The sequence below is a fragment of the Paragemmobacter straminiformis genome (assembly GCF_014243445.1).
GTDB classification, from domain to species: domain Bacteria; phylum Pseudomonadota; class Alphaproteobacteria; order Rhodobacterales; family Rhodobacteraceae; genus Paragemmobacter; species Paragemmobacter straminiformis.
This window is the reverse complement of the sequence record NZ_JACLQD010000005.1, coordinates 320,763-340,770: the sequence shown is the minus strand read 5'-3', so window position 1 is coordinate 340,770 and position 20,008 is coordinate 320,763. Positions and strand designations below refer to the sequence as shown.

Genomic DNA, 20,008 nt, shown 5'->3' with positions numbered 1-20,008 from the left:
AGCGGCAGGTCTCGGCTCAGGCAAGCGCCATCCCGCCCAGAAGCGAGGCGAACAGCGCCGCGCCATCGGTCCCGCCATGCTCGGCATCCACCACCCGCTCGGGATGCGGCATCATCCCCAGCACCCGACGGTTTTCCGAAAGGATGCCGGCGATGTCCGCCATCGACCCGTTCGGGTTCGCGGCATAGGTAAAGGCGATCCGGTCCTGATCGCGCAAGGCGGCAAGCCCCTCGGCGTCGATGGTGAAATTGCCGTCATGATGCGCCACGGGCACCTCGATGGCGGCCCCCTTGGCATATCCGGCGGTATAGGCGCTGTCCGTGGTCGCAACCTTCAGCGTCAGCATCTTGCAGATGAACTTCAGCCCCGCATTGCGCATCAGCGCGCCGGGCAGAAGCCCCATCTCGGTCAGCACCTGGAATCCGTTGCAGATGCCCAGCACATAGCCGCCCCGGGCCGCATGGGCCTTGACCGCAACCCCGATGGGCGACTGCGCGGCAATCGCCCCGCAGCGCAGATAGTCGCCAAAGGAAAAGCCCCCCGGCACGCCCACGACATCCACCCCCGCCGGCAGCGCCGTGTCCTTGTGCCAGACGCGCACCACCTCGAACCCCGCCCTCTCGAAGCCGAGCGCAAGGTCACGGTCGCAATTCGATCCCGGAAAGGTGACGACGGCGGCTTTCATGGGGCGCTCCCTCTGGCTGGCAGGATGTGCCGCCCCCTTAGCGCAATCACGCCCGCGCTTCCAGACGGAAACCGCAGCGCGGCCGATGGCGCGACGGGGGGCTTCACGCCCCCCGCGCGGCGCGTGCCGCGCCGCTCCCCCCGTGGAGTATTTTCCGCAAAGGCGAAAGGGCATGGCCGCTTGCCCGCCCCCAGCTTCCTCTTGCTCCAAATATCCTCGGGGGGTGAATTGGCCGCAGGCCAAGAGGGGGGCAGAAGGCCCCCTTCCGCGGCCTCCCGATCCCCGGCGCACCTGCCTAGGGCTCGCCTACCCCGCCCGCCCGCGCCGCGCCACCACGGGCGGGGTGCCGTAGCGCTGCCGGAAGGCCTTGGAAAAGGTGTTCACCGTCTGGAACCCGCAGGCATAGGCCACCTCGGACACCGCCATGTCGGTCTCGGACAGCAGCCCCCGCGCCCGTTCCAGCCGCAACCCGTTCAGATATTGCTTGGGCGACACGCCCACATGCTTCTCGAACAACCGCTCCACCTGCCGCCGCGACACGCCAAGCTCGGCCGACAGCGCCACCAGATCGACCTCGCCGGTGATGTTCTCCTCGAACCGCTCGATCACCGCGACCAGCACGGGGTTGCGGATGCCGATGGTCGAGGACACGCTCATCCGCTGCCGCAGATGCGCGGGCCGCTGCTGGCCGTGCAGGCACATCCGCAGCACCGCATCGGCCAGTTTCGCGCCGAAATTCCGCGCCACGATCTCGATGAACAGATCGGTCGCCGCCGCCCCGCCCGCACAGGTCAGGATGCGGTCGTCGATCACGTAGAGCTGCTCGACGGGTTTCAGCTTCGGGTATGTCTCGACAAAGGGCGGCAGGTTCTCCCAATGCAGAGTGAACTTGCGCCCTTCGAGGATGCCCGCCTTGGCCAGCGCATAGGCCCCCGAACACAGCCCGCCCACAACCCGCCCCTTGCGCCATTCGCCGCGGATGAAATCGGCCACCCGTCTGGACGCGCTCTTTTCCGGCTCCACCCCGGCGCAGACAAAGACCATCGACTTCGGCTTCGTCTCTCCGAGGCCGCGATCCACATTCACCGCCAGCCCGTTCGAACAGCGCACCGGCGCGCCATCCTCCGAGATCACCTCCCACTCGAACAGCGCCTGCCCCGAAAGCTGGTTGGCGATCCGCAAAGGCTCGATGGCCGAGGAAAAGGCGATCAGGCTGAAATTCGGCAAGACGACAAAGGTCAGCCGCAGCGGTTCGGCAACCTTCGCCACGGGCACATGCGCCACCCCCTTCGGGACGAAATCCCCTGCCGCCTTCATCGCTCCCACCGCTGCCCCGAACCTGCCGACACGCCTGCGCCGAACCTTACCACATCGTGAAGCCCGCGTTCAAAGCGTCTGCATCACCTGTGCATGCCGGATTCGCCGCTCACAGCTCCCGAATGACCCCTCGCGCCGCTTCGGTCAAGGGTGCCACGGTCTGGCGCAAAATCCCGATATGGTCAAAGATCGCAGGGTCTTTCATCGCGTTCCGCAGGCTCGCGCCGAACACCTGCCGCAGCTCGGTGCCGATGTTGAACTTGCGCACCGCCGTCTCGGCCACGATCCGCCGCCGCACCCCCGGCGCAATCCCCGACCCGCCGTGCAGCACCAGCGGCAGCCCCGGCACCGCCGCCCCGATGGCGCGCAAGGCGTTGAAATCGATGACGGCTTCGGCCTCGGTCATCAGATGCACATTGCCGACCGAAACCGCCAGCGCGTCGATTCCCGTCGCCGCCAGCGCCACCGCCTCGGCCGGATCGGTCGCCTGCGACAGGGCGCCCCCCGCATAGCCGACCACGCCCAACTCCGCCTCGACCGACACGCCCGACGCCCGCGCCATCTCGACAACGCATTGCGTTATCGCGATATTCTCGGCCAAGGGCAGGGCCGAGCCGTCATACATCACGCTGGAAAACCCGGCTTCCACCGCCCGCAGACAGGTCTCGAACCCCTCGCCATGATCCAGATGGCAGACCACCGGAACCGATGCCCCCTCGGCCAGCGTGCGCAACATCGCCCCCCAGACGCGCAGCGGCATGTAGCGCCGCGCCCCCGGTCCGGCCTGCAGGATCACCGCCCGTCCCTCGGCCTCGGCGGCATCGACAAAGGCCTGCGCCTCTTCCCAGCCCAGCACCACAAGCCCCGCCACGGCGCGGGGTCCGCCCAGCACATCGGCCAGCGTGGCGACGGTCATTTGAACTTCGCGATCATGTCCTTGATCCCCGGTATCGTTTCGATCTGATAAGCGTGCGAGGGCTGGAAGAACTGCACCAGCGGCCTTTGCGTCAGCCCGCCCAGAATGGTGAAATAATACATCTCGTAGCCGGGAAGCACGCAGCAGGGGTGATAGCCCTTGTCCACGCAAACCGTTGATCCGTCGACGATATGATAGGCATCGCCCGACTTCCCCTCCTCGCGCTGCATCATCTGAAGCCCCGATCCGTGCGCGGGGTTGAACCGGAAATTGTAAACCTCGTCATGGCGCGTCTCGATGGGCAGCCGCTCGGTATCGTGCTTGTGCGACGGAAAGCCCGACCAGCCGCCCGCGCCCACGGTGTAAAGCTCGGACACCAGCAGGCGCCCCACCTTGCCGTGGTATTTCTGGCCAAGGATATGCTTGATCTTGCGATGCGTCTTGGTGTCGTCCGACCCGTATTGCACTGGGTCGATATCGGCGGCCCGCACCGCGAACGGGGCGTAAACCTCTTGGCAACGCGCACCTGCGATAAAGCATTCCGTGTCCACCTCGGCCACGATCCGCGCCGCCGCCCCCGTGGGCACGTAAATCCCTTCCGGCTCTCCGTCCCAGACATTCAGCCGCCGCTTGCCGATATCGTCAAAGGTCTCGCCGCCAACCGAAACGCGCACCGTCCCCGTCGCAGGAACGATACAGGTCTCGTAGCCCGGCACCTCGGACACGAAGGCCTCGCCCGCTCGCAACCGGACGATGTTGAAATAGCACAAAGGCACCAGCGGGTCATCGACACCGACGAGCGGTGAATTGGCATTGTCAAACGGCGCGATGTGCATGGTCGTGTTCCTTGATGAAATGTAAAAGCGCGGGCAGTCGCGGCATCGCCGGCGCGCAGCCGATCCCCGCCACGACGATCGCCGCCACGGCCGATCCTTGCCGCACGGCGGCGGGCAACGCCTCGCCCCGGGCCAGCGCCGCCAGCGTTCCGGCCAGAAACCCGTCACCCGACCCGAGCGGCTTCAACGCGTCGACCGCAAAGATCCCGCTGCGGAAGGCATGCCCCTCGACAAAGGTCTCGGACCCTTCCGCACCCATCTTGTAGATCGCCATCGGCAGCGCCGCGGCAAAGTCCCGCCCCCGCTCGACCCCTCCGGCCAGCAGCCCGAATTCCTCGTCATTCCCGACAGTCAGATCACAAAGCGAGATGGCCGCCGCGCAAACCTTGCGCGCCTCGGCCTCGCTTTGCCAACTGTAGGCGCGGTAATCGAGGTCGATGACCGTCATCGCCCCCGCCGCCCACGCCCGCTCGAGCGCGCGGAACGTCGCCGTCCGCGACGGCTCGGCCGCAAGCGCCGTTCCCGTCACGACCAGCGCCGCGACCGTCGTGAAATCGACCGCCTCGACATCCGCCACGCTTAGCGCAAAGTCGGCGGCATGGTTGCGGTACAGCACCCCCTGCAAGCCCGCGATGCGGCTTTCGGTGATGGCAAGCGACGACCGGCGCCCCTCGCCCACCACCCGCACATGGCCCGCATCCACCCCGTAAGCCGCCAGTTGCCGCAGCACGAAGCGCCCCACCGCATCGTCCGACACGCAGCCCAGCAGCCCGACCCCCGCGCCCAACCGCGCCAGTCCCGCCGCAATGTTCCCCGCCGACCCGCCAAGGGCCGAGGTGAACCGCTCCGCCTCGTCCAGCGCCGCACCCGGAGGGTCGGCATACAGATCCATCCCCGCCCGCCCCAGCACGACGAACCGGTTCAGCGCCAATCGGTCCGCCAGTCTTTTTTCAAGCACCTCAGCATTCCCGTTGCCATGCACGGCGCGTAGGATTAATCAGATTGCAACCGGTTGCAATCATATTGAGGGGCAACATGCGCAACATCGGCATCGGCATCGTCGGCGGCGGCTACATGGGCAAGGCGCATTCCGTCGCGATGGCGTCGGTCGGCGCTGTATTCGGCACTTCCCTGCGGCCGAAGCTCGAAATGATCGCGGCGACCACGCCCGAAAGCGCCGAACGCTACCGCGCCACCTACGGCTTCGCGCGCTGCACCGCCGATTGGCGGGTTCTGGTCAACGATCCCCTGATCGAAGCCGTCGTCATCGCCGCCCCGCAAGAACTCCACCGCGAGATCGCGCTTGCCGCCTTCGCCCTCGGCAAGCCGGTGCTTTGCGAAAAGCCGCTCGGCGCCAGCCTCGCCGACGCCACCGCCATGACCGAAGCGGCCGAGGCATCGGGCGTGACCAACATGGTCGGTTTCAACTACATCCGCACCCCCGCCAGCCAATACGCCCGCCACCTCGTCGCCAGCGGAGAGATCGGGCGCGTCGTCTGGTTCCGTGGCGAACATACCGAGGATTTCGACGCCGACGCCACCAAGCCCGCAAGCTGGCGCAACTTCGGCATGGCCAACGGCACGATGGGCGACTTGTCGCCCCATATGGTCAACGCGGCCCTCGCCCTGATCGGCCCGATCCAAAGCCTTGTGGCCGATATCGAAACCGTCCACCCCACCCGCCCCGGCCCGACCGGCCCCGTTGCCGTCACCAACGACGATCAGGCCCAGTTCCTGTGCCGCTTCACCGGCGGCGCGATGGGGCACCTGTCGTTCAGCCGCGTGGCGACGGGCCGCAAGATGGGCTATGCCTATGAAATCACGGGCACCACGGGCGCGATCCGCTTCGATCAAGAGGACCAGAACGCCCTCTGGCTCTACAAATCCGAAGGCCCCGCCGCCCAGCGCGGCTTTCGCAAGATCCTGACCGGCCCGGACCACCCCGACTACCTGCCCTTCTGCCAAGGGCCCGGCCACGGCACCGGCTATCAGGACCAGATCATCATCGAAGCGCATGATTTCCTGACCGCCATCGCAACCGGAAAACCCGTCTGGCCCACCTTTCGCGACGGTCTTTCCGTCATGCAGGTGATCGACGCGGCGCACCGGTCCCACAGCACCAGACAATGGGTGACCCTATGATCCAGATCGGCAACGCTCCCTGCTCTTGGGGAGTGGAATTCGCGGACGATCCGCGCAACCCCTCATGGCGGCAGGTCCTGTCCGACTGCGCCGCCGCAGGCTACAAGGGGATCGAGCTTGGCCCCATCGGCTTCATGCCCGAAGACCCCGCCACGCTGGCCGACGGCCTTGCAGAACATGACCTGACGCTGATCGGCGGCGTGGTGTTCCGCCCCTTCCACGATCCGGCAAAATGGGACGAGGTGCGGGACGCCGCGCGCCGCACCTGCGCCTCGCTCACCGCCCACGGGGCCAAGCACCTTGTGCTGATCGACAGCATCGCCCCCGCCCGCGCCCCGACCGCAGGCCGCGCGAGCGAAGCCGTGCAGATGGACGCCGCCGACTGGGCCGCCTTTGTCCACCGCTTCCGCGAAATCGCCAGGATGGGCGTCGACCACGGCCTGACGGTCGGCATCCACGCCCATGCCGCAGGCTTCATGGATTTCGAGCCGGAACTTGAACGCCTGCTGAACGAGATCGACGCGTCCCTGCTGAAAATCTGCTTCGACACGGGCCACCATTCCTATGCGGGCTTTGATCCCGTGGCCTTCATGCGGCGACACATCGGCCGCATATCCTATATGCATTTCAAGGACATCGACCCTGTGGTCAAGGCCCGCGCCGTGGCCAGCCGCACCGGATTCTACGATGCCTGCGCCCAAGGCATCTTCTGCAACCTCGGCAAAGGTGATGTCGATTTCCCCGCCGTCCGCCAGACCCTGCTTGACGCGGGCTTTTCGGGATGGTGCACCGTCGAACAGGATTGCGACCCCGCAGGCCCGACCTCTCCGGTCGATGACGCCCGCACCAACCGCGAATACCTCGCCTCCATCGGTTTCTGAAAGGATAGTGACATGCGCCTGAACTGGGGAATGATCGGCGGGGGCGAGGGAAGCCAGATCGGCCCCGCCCACCGCATCGCCGCCGGAATGGACGGCCTGTTTACCTTTGCCGCAGGCGCGCTCGACGCCGACCCCGCCCGCGGCCGCGACTATGCCAGACGCCTCGGCGTAGCCCCCGACCGCGCCTATGGCGACTGGAAAGAGATGCTCGCGGGCGAACGGAACCGCCCCGACCGCGTCGAACTCGTCACCGTCGCCACCCCCAACGCCACGCATTACCCCATCGCCAAAGCCTTCCTCGAGGCGGGCTTTCACGTGCTGGTCGAAAAGCCGATGACCGTGACGGTGGCGGAAGCCGAAGACCTCGTCCGCACCGCCCGCGCCGCTGGCCGCATCTGTGCCGTGAACTACGGCTACACGGGCTATGCGCTTGTCCGCCACATGAAGGCGATGGTGGCGCGCGGCGATATCGGCAAGGTCCGTCTTGTCGTGGCCGAATTCGCCCACGGCCACCACGCCGACGCGGCCGATGCCGACAACCCCCGCGTCCGCTGGCGCTATGACCCCGCGCAAGCGGGCGTTTCGGCCCAGTTCGCCGATTGCGGCATCCACGCGCTGCACATGGCCAGTTTCGTGCTGGGGCAAGAGGCGGTGAAGCTGCAAGCCGATTTCGCCTCGTGCCTGCCCGTCCGCACGCTGGAAGATGACGCGATGGTCAACCTCCGCTTCTCAGGCGGCACCGTGGGCCGGCTCTGGACATCCTCGGTCGCCATCGGGCGGCAGCACGGGCTGACGCTTCAGGTCTTTGGCGAAACCGGCGGCCTTCGCTGGGCGCAGGAACAGCCGAACCAGTTGTTCTACATGCCGCTCGGCAAACGCCTGCAAATCATCGAACGCGGCGAAGGCAACCTCTCGCCCGAAGCCGACCGCGCAAGCCGCGTGACCGTGGGCCATGCCGAGGGGATGCCCGAGGCTTTCGCCAACATCTACCGCGATCTGGCCGACACCATCACCGCGCTGAACGCAGGCAAAACGCCCGACCCCGCCGCCAACCTGTTCCCCAAGGCCGAGGACGGCTTGCGCTCAATCGCCGCGATCCATGCCGCCGTGGCCTCGGCTGCGGCGCAAGGCGCGTGGGAGGACGCCCGCCCCCCGATGTTCCGCTAGCGCCGCAGCGTCGCGCGTTCGACCAGCGCGCAAGGAAACACCCGCACCTCCGGCGCCTTGTCGGGGGTGCGCAGCAACTCGGCCAGAACATCCAGCACCCCCGCCACGATTTCGGCAAAGGGTTGGCGGATCGTCGTCAGGCGAATGTTGTCCCATCCCGCCATCGCCATGTCGTTGACCCCGATCAACCCAACATCCCCGGGCACCGAAAGGCCCGCCTCGCGCAGCGCCGAAAGCGCGCCGATGGACAGCACGTCGTCACCGCAGAAATAGGCCTCGCTCGGGGCGGCAAGCTCGGCCCGCATCGCATCGCGGCCCGCCTGAAACGTATAGGCCGCCGCAAAGCGCGGGGTCACATCACCTGCCACGGCACGGAAACCGGCCAAGCGGTCCTGCGTGGTGGTCGCCCCCTCGGGGCCGCCCAGAAAGCCCAGCCGCCGATAGCCCCGCGACAGCAGCGTTTCCGCCGCCAGACGCCCCGCCGCCACGTTGTCGATGGCGACCACATCCACCTCGGGCAGGCCACCCACGCGGCCAAAGGCCAGCACCGTGGGCAAACCCGCCTCGCGGAAGGCCCGCGCAAAGGCCGTGGGCAGCGTCGACGAGGCCACGATGACCCCGTCCACGGAATATTGCCGCAACAAACCCACCGACCGCGCGGGGTCCAGCTCGTCGGTCAGGTTCACCAGCAGGGGCCGCAAGCCGCGTTCCTGCAAACCGCGCGTGAACAGATCGAAAATCTCGAGGAAGGCGGGGTTCTGGAAGTTGTTCGACACCAGCCCGATCAGCCCCGTCGTCCGTGTCGTCAGGCTGCGCGCCAAAAGGTTGGGCCGATACCCCAGCGCCTCGGCCGCCGCCAGCACCCGCGCCCGTGTGGCGGGCGCGACCGACGCGCCTTCGGTGAATGTCCGCGACACCGCCGAGCGCGACACACCCGCCCGTTCCGCCACATCCTTCAACGACGCCATACCCGCCCCTTTGCAATCGCATGAAAACCAGTGCCGCAGGTTGCGCCGAAAAGCCAGTCCCGCGTCGATTTCCGGCAAGATCGGCCATTGAAACCCGGCTGGAACGGGCAGGCTTGACCGGAACCGCCGCGGGGCCGACCGCCGCGCTTGCGGCGACCCTTGCGCAAAACAGGACTGGCCCTGCGTGTTCTGCCGCTGTTCGGCATCCCGCCCGCCCAAGGGCGGCGCCATACCACAGGCCCGCTGCGGCCTGCGCTAGGCGCTGCGCACCCTGACTTCACCGGTCTTGGGGTCGACCTCGATCCCGAGCCTCAGCAGCTCGTCATTCAGCGCCAATGTCTCGGCCCGCGCCGCCAGCAGACTTTGCTGGCGCTCGAAAAAACCCTGCTCGAAATAATGCCCGACATCCCGCGCGCGGTCACGCGTCGGCTCGGATGCCTTTGCACCCGTCGTGACCGAAAAGCGGTTCTTTGTGATATCGGACATGGCTTGGTTGCTGCAAAGACTGGGTGTCTGGCGAAAGAGATATCGCTAATCTAGCATAACGATAGCCCATCCGCCTGATGAATTGGAATAGCACCAAGACGAAAGGATGTGAAAACCCATACCCGCGCACCGAAACGGCCGCTCGGGCGCCCAAGGATCCAGCGTCTTCTTTCGTTGCTCACCTTATGGTTTAGCGTTATCGTTTTTTAATGAAATCACGCCAGCCATGCGCAATCCTTGATCTACCGCAAGGCACTCGCGCGGCAGGCACTGTCCAGTGGACATCCGCGGCGGATTTGGGCCGCGGACGGTAAAGGTGCCGCCCTGTTCGGGTCAAAGTCTGGGATTGGTGGGGCCGCGTGACCAGATCGTTCTTTTATAGCCTGCGGGTTATGGCACTTTGGTCCGTGTCGCTGTTCGCGCATCCTGTCGCCCTTCTGGCCCAGACCGAACCCCTTTCCGTGCCGACCGAAACTGTCGCCTCTCCCGCCCCGATGGCGGCGGGACGGCTTCGCGACGGCATCACCGTCGTCATGCCTGACGATTTCCCCCCCTATGTCCTCATCAACGACGCGGGCAAATACGAAGGCCAGCGCATCGACATGTGGAACCTCTGGTCCGAACGCACGGGCATTCCCGTGACGATCGTGAACCGACCTTGGCCACAGGTTCTTGGCGCGATCGAGGATGCCAGCGCCGATGTCGCCGATCTGGTCATCGATACCGATGCGCGCAGGCTCTGGCTCGACTATGGCCCGTCCTACGCCCGCACCGACACCGCGCTGTTCTTCGATCAGTCGCTGGTCGGCGTGCATGACCTTGAATCCGTCAAAGGCATGGAGGTGGGCGCGCTTGGCCGCAGCCAGTGCGAGGCCGAACTGGTCAAGGCCGGCGTCACGCCCCGCATCTTCCCCTCGATGCACGACCTGATCTACACGGCGGTCGTCGGCCAGTTGCCGGTTTTCTGCATGCAGACCAACCCGGCCGATTACCTGCTGGCCCGCGCCGGCATCCTCGACCGCTATCGCCAGACCCCCACGCTGTTCAGCGGCACGATCCACTGGGTCGTCAGCAAGGGCGACACCGCCCTTCTGGCCACCGTGGCCGACGGCTTCCGCATGATCGCCCCGACCGAAGCCACGGCAATCGACCGCCGCTGGGAGGGTGGGTCGATCCCGGGCCTGCTCGGCCTCGATCCGGTCCAGATAAAGCGCGCGCTCCAATTGCTGGCGACGATCTTCATCGCCGCCATCGGCTCGGCGATCTTCCTGCGCTGGCGGCTTGGCATCGCGCTTTTCTCGCGCGACACCATCGAGGCCCAGCTGCGCCAGCGCATCCGCGAACAGACCTGCCTGCACGAGGTCTTTCTGGCCACCGACAACATGCAGCGCCCGATGGTCGACATTCTGCGCGATGTCGCCGCCGCCATTCACAAGGGCTGGCCCGAGTCGATCGAATGCCTGATCCGCGTCGAGTTGATGGGCTACGAACATGACGAGATCGGCAAGCGCGACATCCGCGACGCCGTGACCACGCCGATCATGATCGAGGGCAAGGAACGCGGCCGCATCACCCTTCTCGAACTGTCGAAGTCCAACGCCCCCTACGTCAACCGGCTGCTGCTTGGCCTTGTCGCCTCGCGCGTGGCGGGGCGCGCCCTGGGCCAGACCACCCTCGCCATGCTGCAAAAAAGCGAGGAACGGTTCCGGCGCACCTTCATGCATTCGGCTCAGGCAACCGCCGTGCTGCAAGAGGGCCGTTTCGTCAGCGCCAACAACGCGGCACTTGCCTTGCTGGGCTATGGTCCGGGCCAAACCTTCGTCGGCCTGACGCCCGACCAGATTTCCCCCCTCTACCAGTCCGACGGCACGGAAAGCCGCGAGAAGTCGCAGCGCCTTGTGACCGAAGCGATCGAACAGGGCAGCCAGAAATTCGAATGGGAGCATCTGCGCCGCGACGGCGAGGTGGTGCTGTTCGAAGTGCTGCTGACGGCCGTTGTCGAAGACGGGCGCACCGATGTCTATGTCCTGTGGAACGACATCACCGTGAAACGTCAGGCCGAACAGGCGCTGTCGGCCTATCAGCAGACACTCGAAGCACAGGTCGCCAAGCGCACGCAGCAGATCACGACGCTTTATGACGAATTGCACGCCATCTTCGCGGCGGCCAAGGCAGGCATAGCCCTTGTCCGCGACCGGCACATCGTCACCTGCAACCCCTCGCTCGCCTCGATCCTGCTCTGGCCGCACGAAGAACTTCTCGGCCGCTCGACGCGCGTCTTTTTCAAGGACGACACCTCATGGATGGAAGGCCGCGACGAAGCCTATGCCCTGATGCATGCGGGCGGGGTCTATGAACGCACGACCGAACTGATCCGGCTTGACGGATCGTCGGTCTGGGTGCGCCAGCGGGCCACCGCGGTCGATCCCGCCGACCCCGACAAGGGCACCGTCTGGGTTCTGGAAGACATCTCGCTCGAACATGCCGCACAATCGCAACTTGGCGAGGCCCGCGACCTTGCCTTGCAGGCGGCGCGGCTGAAATCGGAATTCCTCGCCCATATGAGCCACGAGTTGCGCTCGCCCATCAACGCCGTGCTGGGCTTCACCGAACTGCTCATGGGCACGACCCTCAGCGACCACCAGCGCGACTATCTGCAAAAGGTCCAGTCCTCGGGTCGCCATCTGCTGCTGATCGTGAACGACGTGCTGGACCTGTCAAAGGTCGAAGCGGGCAAGCTGCGCATCGAAGAGACGGAATTCACCCTGCCCTCGCTCTTGCGCACGGCGGTCGATACCATTTCCAAGGGCGTGGCCGACAAGAACCTTGAACTCATCGTGCATATCGACTCCGACGTGCCGCGCCGCCTGATCGGCGATCCGCTCAGGATCACCCAGATCCTGATGAACTACCTGACCAACGCGCTGAAATTCACCGAACACGGCACGATCACCCTGTCCGTCAGCCGCGCGACGCCTTCGGCCAACGCAGCGGGCCATCTGGACGGGGACGCGACCTACCTTCACTTCGCGGTCAGCGATACGGGCATCGGCATGTCGCCCGATCAGGTCGCGCGCATGTTCCAAAGCTTCAGCCAGGCCGAGGATTCCACCGCGCGCCTTTATGGCGGCACCGGCCTTGGCCTTGCCATCTGCCGCCAGCTTGCCGTGCTGATGGGCGGCGAGGTCGGCGTATCCAGCACGCCGGGCATCGGGTCGACCTTCTGGGCCGTCCTTGCCCTGCGCAGCATCGGCAGCGATGCGATGACATCCGTGCATCCGGCGCTGCTTGGCCGCCGCGTGCTGATCGTCGATGACCACGCGGGCGCATCGGCCCAGATCAAGGCCGCGCTGCAACGGGCCGGTGCCGATGTCACGGCCGTCGCCTCGGGCGGCGAGGCGCTGGACCTGTTCCATGACGACGCCGACCCCTCGCATTTGCCCGAAGCCATGGTCGTCGACCTCAAGATGCCGGGCATGGACGGCATCAAGACCCTGCGCAGCCTGCGCGAGCATCTGGGCAAGACGCCGCCCCCCTCGATCCTGATGACCAAACAGGGCGGGCAGCAGATCGTCGATCTGACCCTGTCCGAAGGGATCGACGATCTGGTGATCAAGCCGGTCGATCCCGAAATCCTGATCGGCAAGCTCGAACGCCTGCTCCATCCCGATCCGGGCAGTGCCGCCAAGACGCGCCGCGGCGTGCGCCCCGCGCGCCCGCCCGAGGTGCTGAACGACCTTCCCTATGCGGGAAAGCGCGTGCTGGTGGTCGATGACCATCCGCTCAACCGCGAACTGGCGGCGGCGATGCTCAGGAAACACGCGCTGGTCACCGAGACGGCCGAAAACGGTGCCGCCGCGCTGGAAAGCCTGCTCGAAAACGACTTCGACCTGATCTTCATGGACAACCAGATGCCGGTGATGAGCGGCTTCGAAGCCACCCGCCGCATCCGCGCCTTGCCCACCGCCAAGGGCCGCATCCCGATCATCGGCCTCACCGGACGCTCGGACGAAAGCGACCGGATCGAAGGTCTCGAAGCGGGGATGAACGATTACATCGTCAAGCCGATGACCCCGCTCAACCTGCGCGAGGTTCTGCTGCGCTGGATCGGGCAATCGGGTGCCACCGCAGCCGCCCCCCAGCGCGAACCCGAACCGCTCGCCCCCGGCGACTGACCGCTGCAATCCCGACCCGCCGCCGCTTGCAACAAGGCCCCGTCCTTGCGGCGGTCGCGCCACGCAGCCCCCTGCCCCCGAAAGGTTCGACCTTCAGTCGTCCAGATCATAGGGCCAGGGCGCCTGCGAAAAGACGCCCCCATCCACCCACAACGTCTGCCCCGTCACGAAAGCCGCCGCCGGCGAACAGAAAAACAGCACCGGCCCCGCGATATCCTCGGGGGTGCCGACCCGGCGCAAGGGCGTGACCTTGCTCCAGGTGGCGGCGTAATCGCCCGCCTCGGCCTTGGTGCGCTCGGTCTCGACCGCGCCCGGTGCAACGCAGTTGACCCTTATGCCGTTCGGCCCCAGCTCGCTCGCGGCAACCTTGGTGAACTGCTCGATCCCGCCTTTCGAGGTCGTGTAGTCCACCAGTCGCGGAAAGGCGATCTTGTTGCAGCCCGAACCGAGGTTGACGATAGACCCCTTCACCCCGCCCGCGATCATCAGGCGCGCCGCCGATTGGGTGTTCAGGAAGGTGCCGCGCAGATTGGTCCGCATCACCGCGTCCCACTGGTCGGCCCGCAGGTCCATGAGCTTGGCCCATGTCTGGATGCCCGCATTGTTCACCAACACCTGCGGCGGCTCTCCCGCCCAGTCCGCCGCCTGCGCGTGGAATGCCGGCACGGCCACCTCGCAGCCTGCATCCACCTCGACCGCCAGCGCCCTGCGCCCCAAGGCCCGCACGCGGGCGCAGACCGTCTCGGCCAAGGCGGCGCTGCCAAGATGCGTCAGCGCGATGTCATGGCCCGCTTCGGCCAAAGCCGTCACCAGATGCCGCCCGATCGCCGAAGTGCCCGCCGTGACAACCGCCAAACCCATCCGTCCCGCCCCCTGAAACCCCGTGCCACCTGCCACGACGGGCAGGCCGCGCCGATCTTATGCAGGCCCCGCCCCGATCACAACCAAGGCCGCAATGCAAAACGCGCACCCTTGCGGATGCGCGCCCTGCCGTGCAGCGGTTGGCAGCGTTCAGATCATGCCCGACGACAGCGCGATGATCGCCGCCTGCGTGCGGTTGTTGGCCTTCAGCTTGGTGCAGACCGCACGGACATACATCTTGACCGTGACTTCGGTCAGTTGCAGGTCCTGCGCGATATCCTTGTTGGTCTGGCCTTCGCACAGCCCGCGCAGCACCTGGAACTCGCGCTGCGACAGTTGCACCTCGGCATCGGCATCGGGGCGCTTGGTCCGGCTCAGGTTCGAGGGGAAGTAGGTCTCGCCCGCCGCAACGAAGCGCACGGCCGTCGCCATCGATTTCGGCGAAAGGGTCTTCGGAATGTATCCGGCGGCCCCCATCTCGATGGCCCGCAGCGCCGCATCCTGCCGCGCCTGCCCCGAAAACAGCACGACACGCCCCCCGGCATTGGCCAGCAGCGCCTTTTCAAGCCCGCGCAGCCCCGCCATTCCGGGCATGTCGAGGTCCAGCAGCACCACATCGAAATGCCCGAACTCGGCGATCTTGGCCAAGGCCGCATCCAGCGTCTCGGCCCGCTCTACGGCAAAGCCGCCATCCGCCTCGAGAAACAGCTCGAGCGACTCGGCCAGCAAGGTGTGGTCGTCTGCCAGAAGAATTGAGATCGTCGTCATAACACTGTCCCGCGCCATCGGCTGACCGCTCCACTCAGATCCCGACCGAAAGCGGCTTTCAGCGGGATGATATCCGGACGACGAGGGCTATGCCGATAATGGGGGCTGGTCCATACGGCCATCATACCGTGCCGGACCCCCTACTGGGTGAAACATACCACCTTAGGTATAATGACCCCATCCCGCCCAACGCAGGCAGGCGATGCAACGGCGGTAAAAGGGCACGGTTCCGCGCGGAACGGGGCGGTCAGGTCCGGCCGCGGGCGTCAGCGCTGGCCGTAGTAAAGCCCCACGACATGCTCTGCCTCGGCAAAGAACAGCCACCGCGCGGCGGCCATGCCGGCCAGATGCGACAGCGCGGCAACCGGCACCGCAAGCAAAGGCGGCAGGAACAGCAGCGCGGCCGCCGGCACGAAGCCCACCGCCAAAAGGCCGATCTTCCTCAGCCTCTCGGCATGTTTGCGCCCGACGACATAGATCATCTCGCGCAGCAGATAGTTCCCGCCGGTATGCGGCTGCTCGAACACCGCAACCGATCCGATCGCACCCAGCCCCGTCGCGCTGCCCAGCGTTGCCCCCACCGCCGCAAAGCGCCCGTCCCCGATCCGCCAGCCAAGGACAAGAAGCGCCGCGAGCAGTGCGGAAGCGGCCGCAGGCACCAGCCCCGCCCCCGCCAGCACCAGCCCTCCGGTCAGCGCCGCCCAAAGGAACTGCACCGGAACAATCCAGTGGTTCCAGCGCGGCACCGCCTTGATCTGGGCATAGATCATCGAGGTGCAGCCGACCGTCACAAAGCACATGACCGCGCCCAGACAGCCGAACCCGCGCCACCAGTCCAATACCAGCCAGTCCGACAGCGCCTGCGGGGCCAGCAAGACCAGCGTCAGCACGGCGGCCCATCCCTCGCGGCTCAGCCAGCTTGTGCGCCACTGGGTAAAGGCCAGCAATGCCCGCTGCGGATTGCCAAGGTGGAAGGTCGACGCCACCAGCCCCGCCACCGCCAGCCCGTAACCAAGCCCCCAGCCGAAGAACGCGGCCCAGCCCGCCACCGGCACCAGCCCGAAGCCGAGCATCGCCAGATAGCCGAACCCCATGCCCGACAGCACGGTAAAGACGATCACCGAAGGTGCAGGATTCATCCCATCTTCCCCAAAACGCGGTCCAGCCATCCGGCAAAGCCGCTTGCCTTGATGTCCAGAAGCGGCGCCAGCAGGCTTGCCTCTTGCGGGCGGTCCTTCTTGCGCGGCGGCAGGTAGCGGTTGACGGGTTTCGTTCCCATCTCGGGCATCAGCGCATAGCCACCCCGCGCGGCGCTCAGCCTGCTCACCTTGCTGTCAGGGTCCGCGAAATCCCCGAAATGCCGCGCTCCGGTGGGGCAGGTCCGCACGCAGGCGGGTTCGCGGTCCTCCTCGGGCAGCGTTTCGTTGTAGATGCGGTCGACGCAAAGCGTGCATTTCTTCATCACGCCCGCATCCGCATCCATCTCGCGCGCGCCGTAAGGGCAGGCCCAGGAACACAAACCACAGCCGATGCAGGCATCCTCGTTCACCAGAACGATCCCGTCCTCGGCCCGCTTGTAGCTTGCCCCCGTCGGGCAGACGGTGACGCAGGGCGCATCCTCGCAATGCAGGCAGGATCGGGGGAAGTTGATGGTCTGGGCAAAGCCCTCCTCGGGCTGCACCGAATAGGAATGCACGCGGTTGAGGAACGTCCCCGATGGGTCGGCGCCATAGGGGTTCTGGTCCGAAAGCGGCGCGCCATAGCCCTGATCGTTCCAGCCCTTGCAGGCGGTCACGCAGGCGTGGCAGCCCACGCAGGTGTCAAGGTCGACGACAAGGCCAAGCTTCTTTTCCGTCGACCGAGGCAAAGCCGTCATGCCGCACCCCCGTTTTCCGACGCAGAAAACGGCGCGGAATTTGACGCAAATTCCGCCGCTCCACGGCCAGACGAAACGCCCGGGGCCGCCCCGAATTCTGCGCCAGAATTCGGGGCGATTTCTGCGCCAGAAATCGCCCGCCCGTTCACACTCATCCCCGCGCCCTCCCCTTCGGCACGACCCTTGGCAAAACGGGGAAAGACGGCTCGGAATGATCCCTCGGCCCCACCCGCGCAATCTTTACCCGCAGATCGAACCACGCCGCCTGCCCCGTCACCGGATCGCTGTTGCTCCAGCGATGCCCGTCGCCCTTTTCGGGCAACAGTTCCGAAATCAGATGGTTCAGCAAGAACCCCTCGGTCGCTTCCGGCGCGCCCTCGTCCAGCGCCCATGCGCCCTTGCGCTTGCCGATGGCGTTCCACGTCCAGACCGTATCCGCGTTCAGCGCCGCCATATGCGCGACAGGCACCACGATCTCGCCCGTGGGCGAGGTCACGCGGGCATAATCCCCTTCGGCGAACCCCTCGGCCTCCCAGATCTTCGTCGGCAGATATAGATAGTTCTTGCCGTGAATCTGGCGCAGCCATGCGTTTTGCGACCCCCATGAATGATACATCGCCATCGGCCGCTGCGTCAGCGCATGGACCGGATAGCCCGCCGCCGCATCCTCGCCGAACGGCGGATACCAAAGCGGCAGCGGGTCCATCGCCAGTTTCAGTTGCGCGCGCAGATGGTCGGGCGGCTGGATGAAGCCCTGCCCCTCGGCGGCCAACTGGAACTTGCGCATCGGCTCGGACCAGATCGAAAACAGATAGGGCTGCGGGCTTTCATAGAACGATGTCGCCACCGCCCAATCCTGATAGGCCGCGTTCCACGGTTTGTAATACTCGGCCCCTTCCGGCACATGCGCCTGATAGAAGCCGCCGTTCTCGATATATCGCTGCAACTGGTCGGGGTTCGGATCGCCCCGCCCCTCGGCCGTGCCATCGCCGCGAAACCCGATCAGCGGCCCCACACCGGGGCGGCGCTGGTGGTTCACGATGTAATCGGCGTAATCCCTGAACTTCGCGGTCCCGTCCGGGTTCGTCATCCCCGGCAACCCCAGCCGCACCCCAAGGTCAAGCAGCACCGACTGGAACCCCCGCACATCCCGATCCGCCTCGACCACCGGCCAGCGGATCGCATCGCCCGCCGCATCCGGTTCCGAGATCGGGCGGTCGAGCAGGCTGATGCAGTCATGCCGCTCGAGGTAGGTCGTATCGGGCAGGATCAGATCGGCATAGGCCACCATTTCCGACGCATAGGCATCGGAATAGATGATGCGCGGGATCACATATTCCCCGTCCTCGCCCTTGTCCGTCAGCATCTCCATGACGCGGGCGGAATTCATCGACGAATTCCACGACATGTTCGCCATGTAAAGAAACAGCGTATCCACCTTGTAGGGGTCGCCCGCATGGGCATTGGGGATGACCATATGCATCAGCCCATGCGCGCTGAACGGGTTCTCCCATGTGAACGCCTTGTCGATGCGCCACGGTGTTCCATCCTCTTTCAGGGCGAGGTTTTCCGGCCCCCGCACATAGCCCAGATGCGGCCCCGACAGCGGCTTGCCTGCCGCCGCCACGAAATGCGGGGTCGGATGCGCCTCGACCGGTTTGGGATAGGGCGGCTTCAAGCGGTAGCCCCCCGGCACCTCGACCGTGCCAAGCACGATCTGCAACAGATGCAGCGCCCGCGCGGTCTGGAAACCGTTGGAATGCGCCGAAATCCCCCGCATCGCGTGGAAGCTGACGGGCCGCCCCAGCATCGTCTTGTGCCTGTCGCCCCGGAAATCCGTCCATTCCACGGGCAACTCGAACGCCTCGTCGAATGCCACCCGCGCCAGTTCTGCCGCCAGCGCCCTGATCCGCGCCGCAGGAATGCCGACCCGCGCTTCCACAGCCTCGGGCGCGTATTGCTCGTCCAGATACCGCTCGGCCATATGCTGGAACACCGTCCGGTGCCCCTGCCACACCGCGCCGAGGTCGGGCTGCACCCCCGCCCCGTCCCACGGCGCGGGCATGCCCGTGCGCTTGTCGATCACGAAGGGCTGGCTTTCCGCGTTCTTGAGGATCAGCCCCTTCTCCGGCCCCTCGGCCTCGTTCACCAGCAAGGGCGCGTTGGTCCAGCGCGCCAGGTAGTCGAGGTCGATCTTCCCCGCGGCGAGCAGGCAATGGATCAAGGACAGGATCAACAGCCCGTCCGTCCCCGGCGTGATGCCCAGCCAGTCGTCGGCCACGGCGTTGTAACCCGTGCGGATCGGGTTGATCCCGATCACCCGCGCCCCGCGTGCCTTCAGCTTGCCCAGCCCGATCTTGATCGGGTTGCTGTCATGGTCCTCGGCCACGCCGAACATCACGAACAGCTTGGTATGCGCCCAATCCGGCTGACCGAACTCCCAGAAGGCCCCGCCGATGGTGTAAATCCCCGCTGCCGCCATGTTCACCGAACAGAACCCGCCATGGGCTGCATAATTCGGCGTGCCGAACTGCTGCGCCCACCAGCCGGTGAAACTCTGGCTCTGGTCGCGCCCCGTGAAGAAGGCAAGCTTTTCGGGCGCCTCCTCGCGCAGTGGCTTCAACCAATCGACGGCCAGCGACAAAGCCTCGTCCCAGCTGATCTCCTCGAAGGCCCCCGACCCGCGCGGCCCGACCCGCCTCAGCGGCGCGCGCAACCGGCTCGGCGCCGTGACCTGCATGATCCCCGATGCCCCCTTGGCACAGAGAACACCCTTGTTCACCGGATGGTCGCGGTTGCCTTCGATATAGGTGACCTTGCCGCTGTTCAGATGGACGTTGATCCCGCAGCGGCAGGCGCACATGTAGCAGGTGGTCTTTCTGACCTCGTCCGATACCGGACGCTGCGTCTCGACCCGTGGCTGCCCCATA

16 protein-coding genes are annotated in these 20,008 nt (G+C 66.1%); 4 read left to right on the top strand and 12 right to left on the bottom strand.

Translation table 11 applies throughout. From position 1 onward, the window contains the following. Nucleotides 1-16: 16 nt before the first annotated feature. From purQ to H7F16_RS17185, 5 genes are all read right to left on the bottom strand, one after another. On the bottom strand, nucleotides 17-685 hold the full coding sequence (gene purQ, locus H7F16_RS17205; RefSeq protein ID WP_185798856.1) for a phosphoribosylformylglycinamidine synthase subunit PurQ: 669 nt from the start codon (nucleotides 683-685) through the stop codon (nucleotides 17-19). 306 nt (nucleotides 686-991) lie between these two features. Then, nucleotides 992-2,002 (bottom strand): GlxA family transcriptional regulator, encoded by a 1,011-nt coding sequence (locus tag H7F16_RS17200; protein ID WP_241741507.1) that lies wholly within the window; start codon nucleotides 2,000-2,002, stop codon nucleotides 992-994. 109 nt (nucleotides 2,003-2,111) lie between these two features. After that, entirely contained in the window at nucleotides 2,112-2,918 is an 807-nt protein-coding gene (locus H7F16_RS17195) for a class II fructose-bisphosphate aldolase (RefSeq protein WP_185798854.1), read from the bottom strand. Then, entirely contained in the window at nucleotides 2,915-3,754 is an 840-nt protein-coding gene (locus H7F16_RS17190) for a 5-deoxy-glucuronate isomerase (RefSeq protein ID WP_185798853.1), read from the bottom strand. The genes H7F16_RS17195 and H7F16_RS17190 overlap by 4 nt, the downstream gene beginning before the upstream one ends. Next, nucleotides 3,735-4,685 carry a PfkB family carbohydrate kinase gene (locus H7F16_RS17185; protein WP_241741499.1) on the bottom strand — a complete coding sequence of 317 codons (951 nt, stop codon included), beginning with the start codon at nucleotides 4,683-4,685 and terminating at the stop codon, nucleotides 3,735-3,737. Before H7F16_RS17185 ends, H7F16_RS17190 begins: the two co-directional genes overlap by 20 nt. 104 nt (nucleotides 4,686-4,789) lie before the next feature. Here H7F16_RS17185 and H7F16_RS17180 point away from each other — a divergent pair, with 104 nt between their 5' ends. The 3 genes from H7F16_RS17180 to H7F16_RS17170 are packed head-to-tail and all read left to right on the top strand — an operon-like array spanning nucleotide 4,790 to nucleotide 7,944. Next, nucleotides 4,790-5,896 (top strand): Gfo/Idh/MocA family protein, encoded by a 1,107-nt coding sequence (locus tag H7F16_RS17180; protein WP_185798852.1) that lies wholly within the window; start codon nucleotides 4,790-4,792, stop codon nucleotides 5,894-5,896. Continuing rightward, nucleotides 5,893-6,777: a sugar phosphate isomerase/epimerase family protein gene (locus H7F16_RS17175; protein WP_185798851.1), complete on the top strand. Its 885-nt coding sequence runs from the start codon at nucleotides 5,893-5,895 to the stop codon at nucleotides 6,775-6,777. Before H7F16_RS17180 ends, H7F16_RS17175 begins: the two co-directional genes overlap by 4 nt. Nucleotides 6,778-6,789: 12 nt before the next feature. Beyond that, complete coding sequence (locus H7F16_RS17170; RefSeq protein WP_185798850.1) at nucleotides 6,790-7,944, top strand: Gfo/Idh/MocA family protein; 1,155 nt, start codon at nucleotides 6,790-6,792, stop codon at nucleotides 7,942-7,944. On the opposite strand, the gene H7F16_RS17165 is transcribed toward H7F16_RS17170, so the two are convergent. Together H7F16_RS17165 and H7F16_RS17160 are read right to left on the bottom strand one after the other, a co-directional pair. Then, the gene (locus H7F16_RS17165; protein ID WP_185798849.1) at nucleotides 7,941-8,912 is read right to left on the bottom strand and encodes a LacI family DNA-binding transcriptional regulator; all 972 of its coding nucleotides are present in this window, start codon (nucleotides 8,910-8,912) and stop codon (nucleotides 7,941-7,943) included. The genes H7F16_RS17170 and H7F16_RS17165 overlap by 4 nt on opposite strands. 255 nt (nucleotides 8,913-9,167) lie before the next feature. Continuing rightward, complete coding sequence (locus H7F16_RS17160) at nucleotides 9,168-9,398, bottom strand: hypothetical protein (protein WP_185798848.1); 231 nt, start codon at nucleotides 9,396-9,398, stop codon at nucleotides 9,168-9,170. 392 nt (nucleotides 9,399-9,790) lie between these two features. Between H7F16_RS17160 and H7F16_RS17155 the strand changes: the two genes are divergently transcribed. Further along, the gene (locus H7F16_RS17155) at nucleotides 9,791-13,573 is read left to right on the top strand and encodes a response regulator (RefSeq protein ID WP_185798847.1); all 3,783 of its coding nucleotides are present in this window, start codon (nucleotides 9,791-9,793) and stop codon (nucleotides 13,571-13,573) included. Nucleotides 13,574-13,666: 93 nt separating this feature from the next. Here H7F16_RS17155 and H7F16_RS17150 read toward each other — a convergent pair whose 3' ends face one another. From H7F16_RS17150 to H7F16_RS17130, 5 genes are all read right to left on the bottom strand, one after another. Beyond that, entirely contained in the window at nucleotides 13,667-14,434 is a 768-nt protein-coding gene (locus H7F16_RS17150) for an SDR family NAD(P)-dependent oxidoreductase (protein ID WP_185798846.1), read from the bottom strand. Between the two features lie 150 nt (nucleotides 14,435-14,584). Continuing rightward, a complete protein-coding gene (locus tag H7F16_RS17145) occupies nucleotides 14,585-15,202 on the bottom strand; it encodes a response regulator (protein ID WP_185798845.1) in 618 nt (205 codons plus the stop codon). Between the two features lie 266 nt (nucleotides 15,203-15,468). Continuing rightward, on the bottom strand, nucleotides 15,469-16,341 hold the full coding sequence (locus tag H7F16_RS17140) for a dimethyl sulfoxide reductase anchor subunit family protein (protein ID WP_185798844.1): 873 nt from the start codon (nucleotides 16,339-16,341) through the stop codon (nucleotides 15,469-15,471). Further along, on the bottom strand, nucleotides 16,338-17,078 hold the full coding sequence (locus H7F16_RS17135; RefSeq protein ID WP_185798843.1) for a 4Fe-4S dicluster domain-containing protein: 741 nt from the start codon (nucleotides 17,076-17,078) through the stop codon (nucleotides 16,338-16,340). The genes H7F16_RS17140 and H7F16_RS17135 overlap by 4 nt, the downstream gene beginning before the upstream one ends. Before the next feature lie 151 nt (nucleotides 17,079-17,229). Further along, nucleotides 17,230-20,007 (bottom strand): molybdopterin oxidoreductase family protein, encoded by a 2,778-nt coding sequence (locus H7F16_RS17130; protein ID WP_185798842.1) that lies wholly within the window; start codon nucleotides 20,005-20,007, stop codon nucleotides 17,230-17,232. Nucleotide 20,008: the final 1 nt, after the last annotated feature.

Coding starts and splice junctions, on each gene's coding strand:
- purQ (WP_185798856.1), bottom strand. CDS start 685: ATGAAAGCCGCCGTCGTCACCTTTCCGGGATCGAATTGCGACCGTGAC.
- H7F16_RS17155 (WP_185798847.1), top strand. CDS start 9,791: ATGGCACTTTGGTCCGTGTCGCTGTTCGCGCATCCTGTCGCCCTTCTG.
- H7F16_RS17180 (WP_185798852.1), top strand. CDS start 4,790: ATGCGCAACATCGGCATCGGCATCGTCGGCGGCGGCTACATGGGCAAG.
- H7F16_RS17135 (WP_185798843.1), bottom strand. CDS start 17,078: ATGACGGCTTTGCCTCGGTCGACGGAAAAGAAGCTTGGCCTTGTCGTC.
- H7F16_RS17150 (WP_185798846.1), bottom strand. CDS start 14,434: ATGGGTTTGGCGGTTGTCACGGCGGGCACTTCGGCGATCGGGCGGCAT.
- H7F16_RS17190 (WP_185798853.1), bottom strand. CDS start 3,754: ATGCACATCGCGCCGTTTGACAATGCCAATTCACCGCTCGTCGGTGTC.
- H7F16_RS17160 (WP_185798848.1), bottom strand. CDS start 9,398: ATGTCCGATATCACAAAGAACCGCTTTTCGGTCACGACGGGTGCAAAG.
- H7F16_RS17200 (WP_241741507.1), bottom strand. CDS start 2,002: ATGAAGGCGGCAGGGGATTTCGTCCCGAAGGGGGTGGCGCATGTGCCC.
- H7F16_RS17165 (WP_185798849.1), bottom strand. CDS start 8,912: ATGGCGTCGTTGAAGGATGTGGCGGAACGGGCGGGTGTGTCGCGCTCG.
- H7F16_RS17175 (WP_185798851.1), top strand. CDS start 5,893: ATGATCCAGATCGGCAACGCTCCCTGCTCTTGGGGAGTGGAATTCGCG.
- H7F16_RS17140 (WP_185798844.1), bottom strand. CDS start 16,341: ATGAATCCTGCACCTTCGGTGATCGTCTTTACCGTGCTGTCGGGCATG.
- H7F16_RS17130 (WP_185798842.1), bottom strand. CDS start 20,007: ATGGGGCAGCCACGGGTCGAGACGCAGCGTCCGGTATCGGACGAGGTC.
- H7F16_RS17145 (WP_185798845.1), bottom strand. CDS start 15,202: ATGACGACGATCTCAATTCTTCTGGCAGACGACCACACCTTGCTGGCC.
- H7F16_RS17170 (WP_185798850.1), top strand. CDS start 6,790: ATGCGCCTGAACTGGGGAATGATCGGCGGGGGCGAGGGAAGCCAGATC.
- H7F16_RS17195 (WP_185798854.1), bottom strand. CDS start 2,918: ATGACCGTCGCCACGCTGGCCGATGTGCTGGGCGGACCCCGCGCCGTG.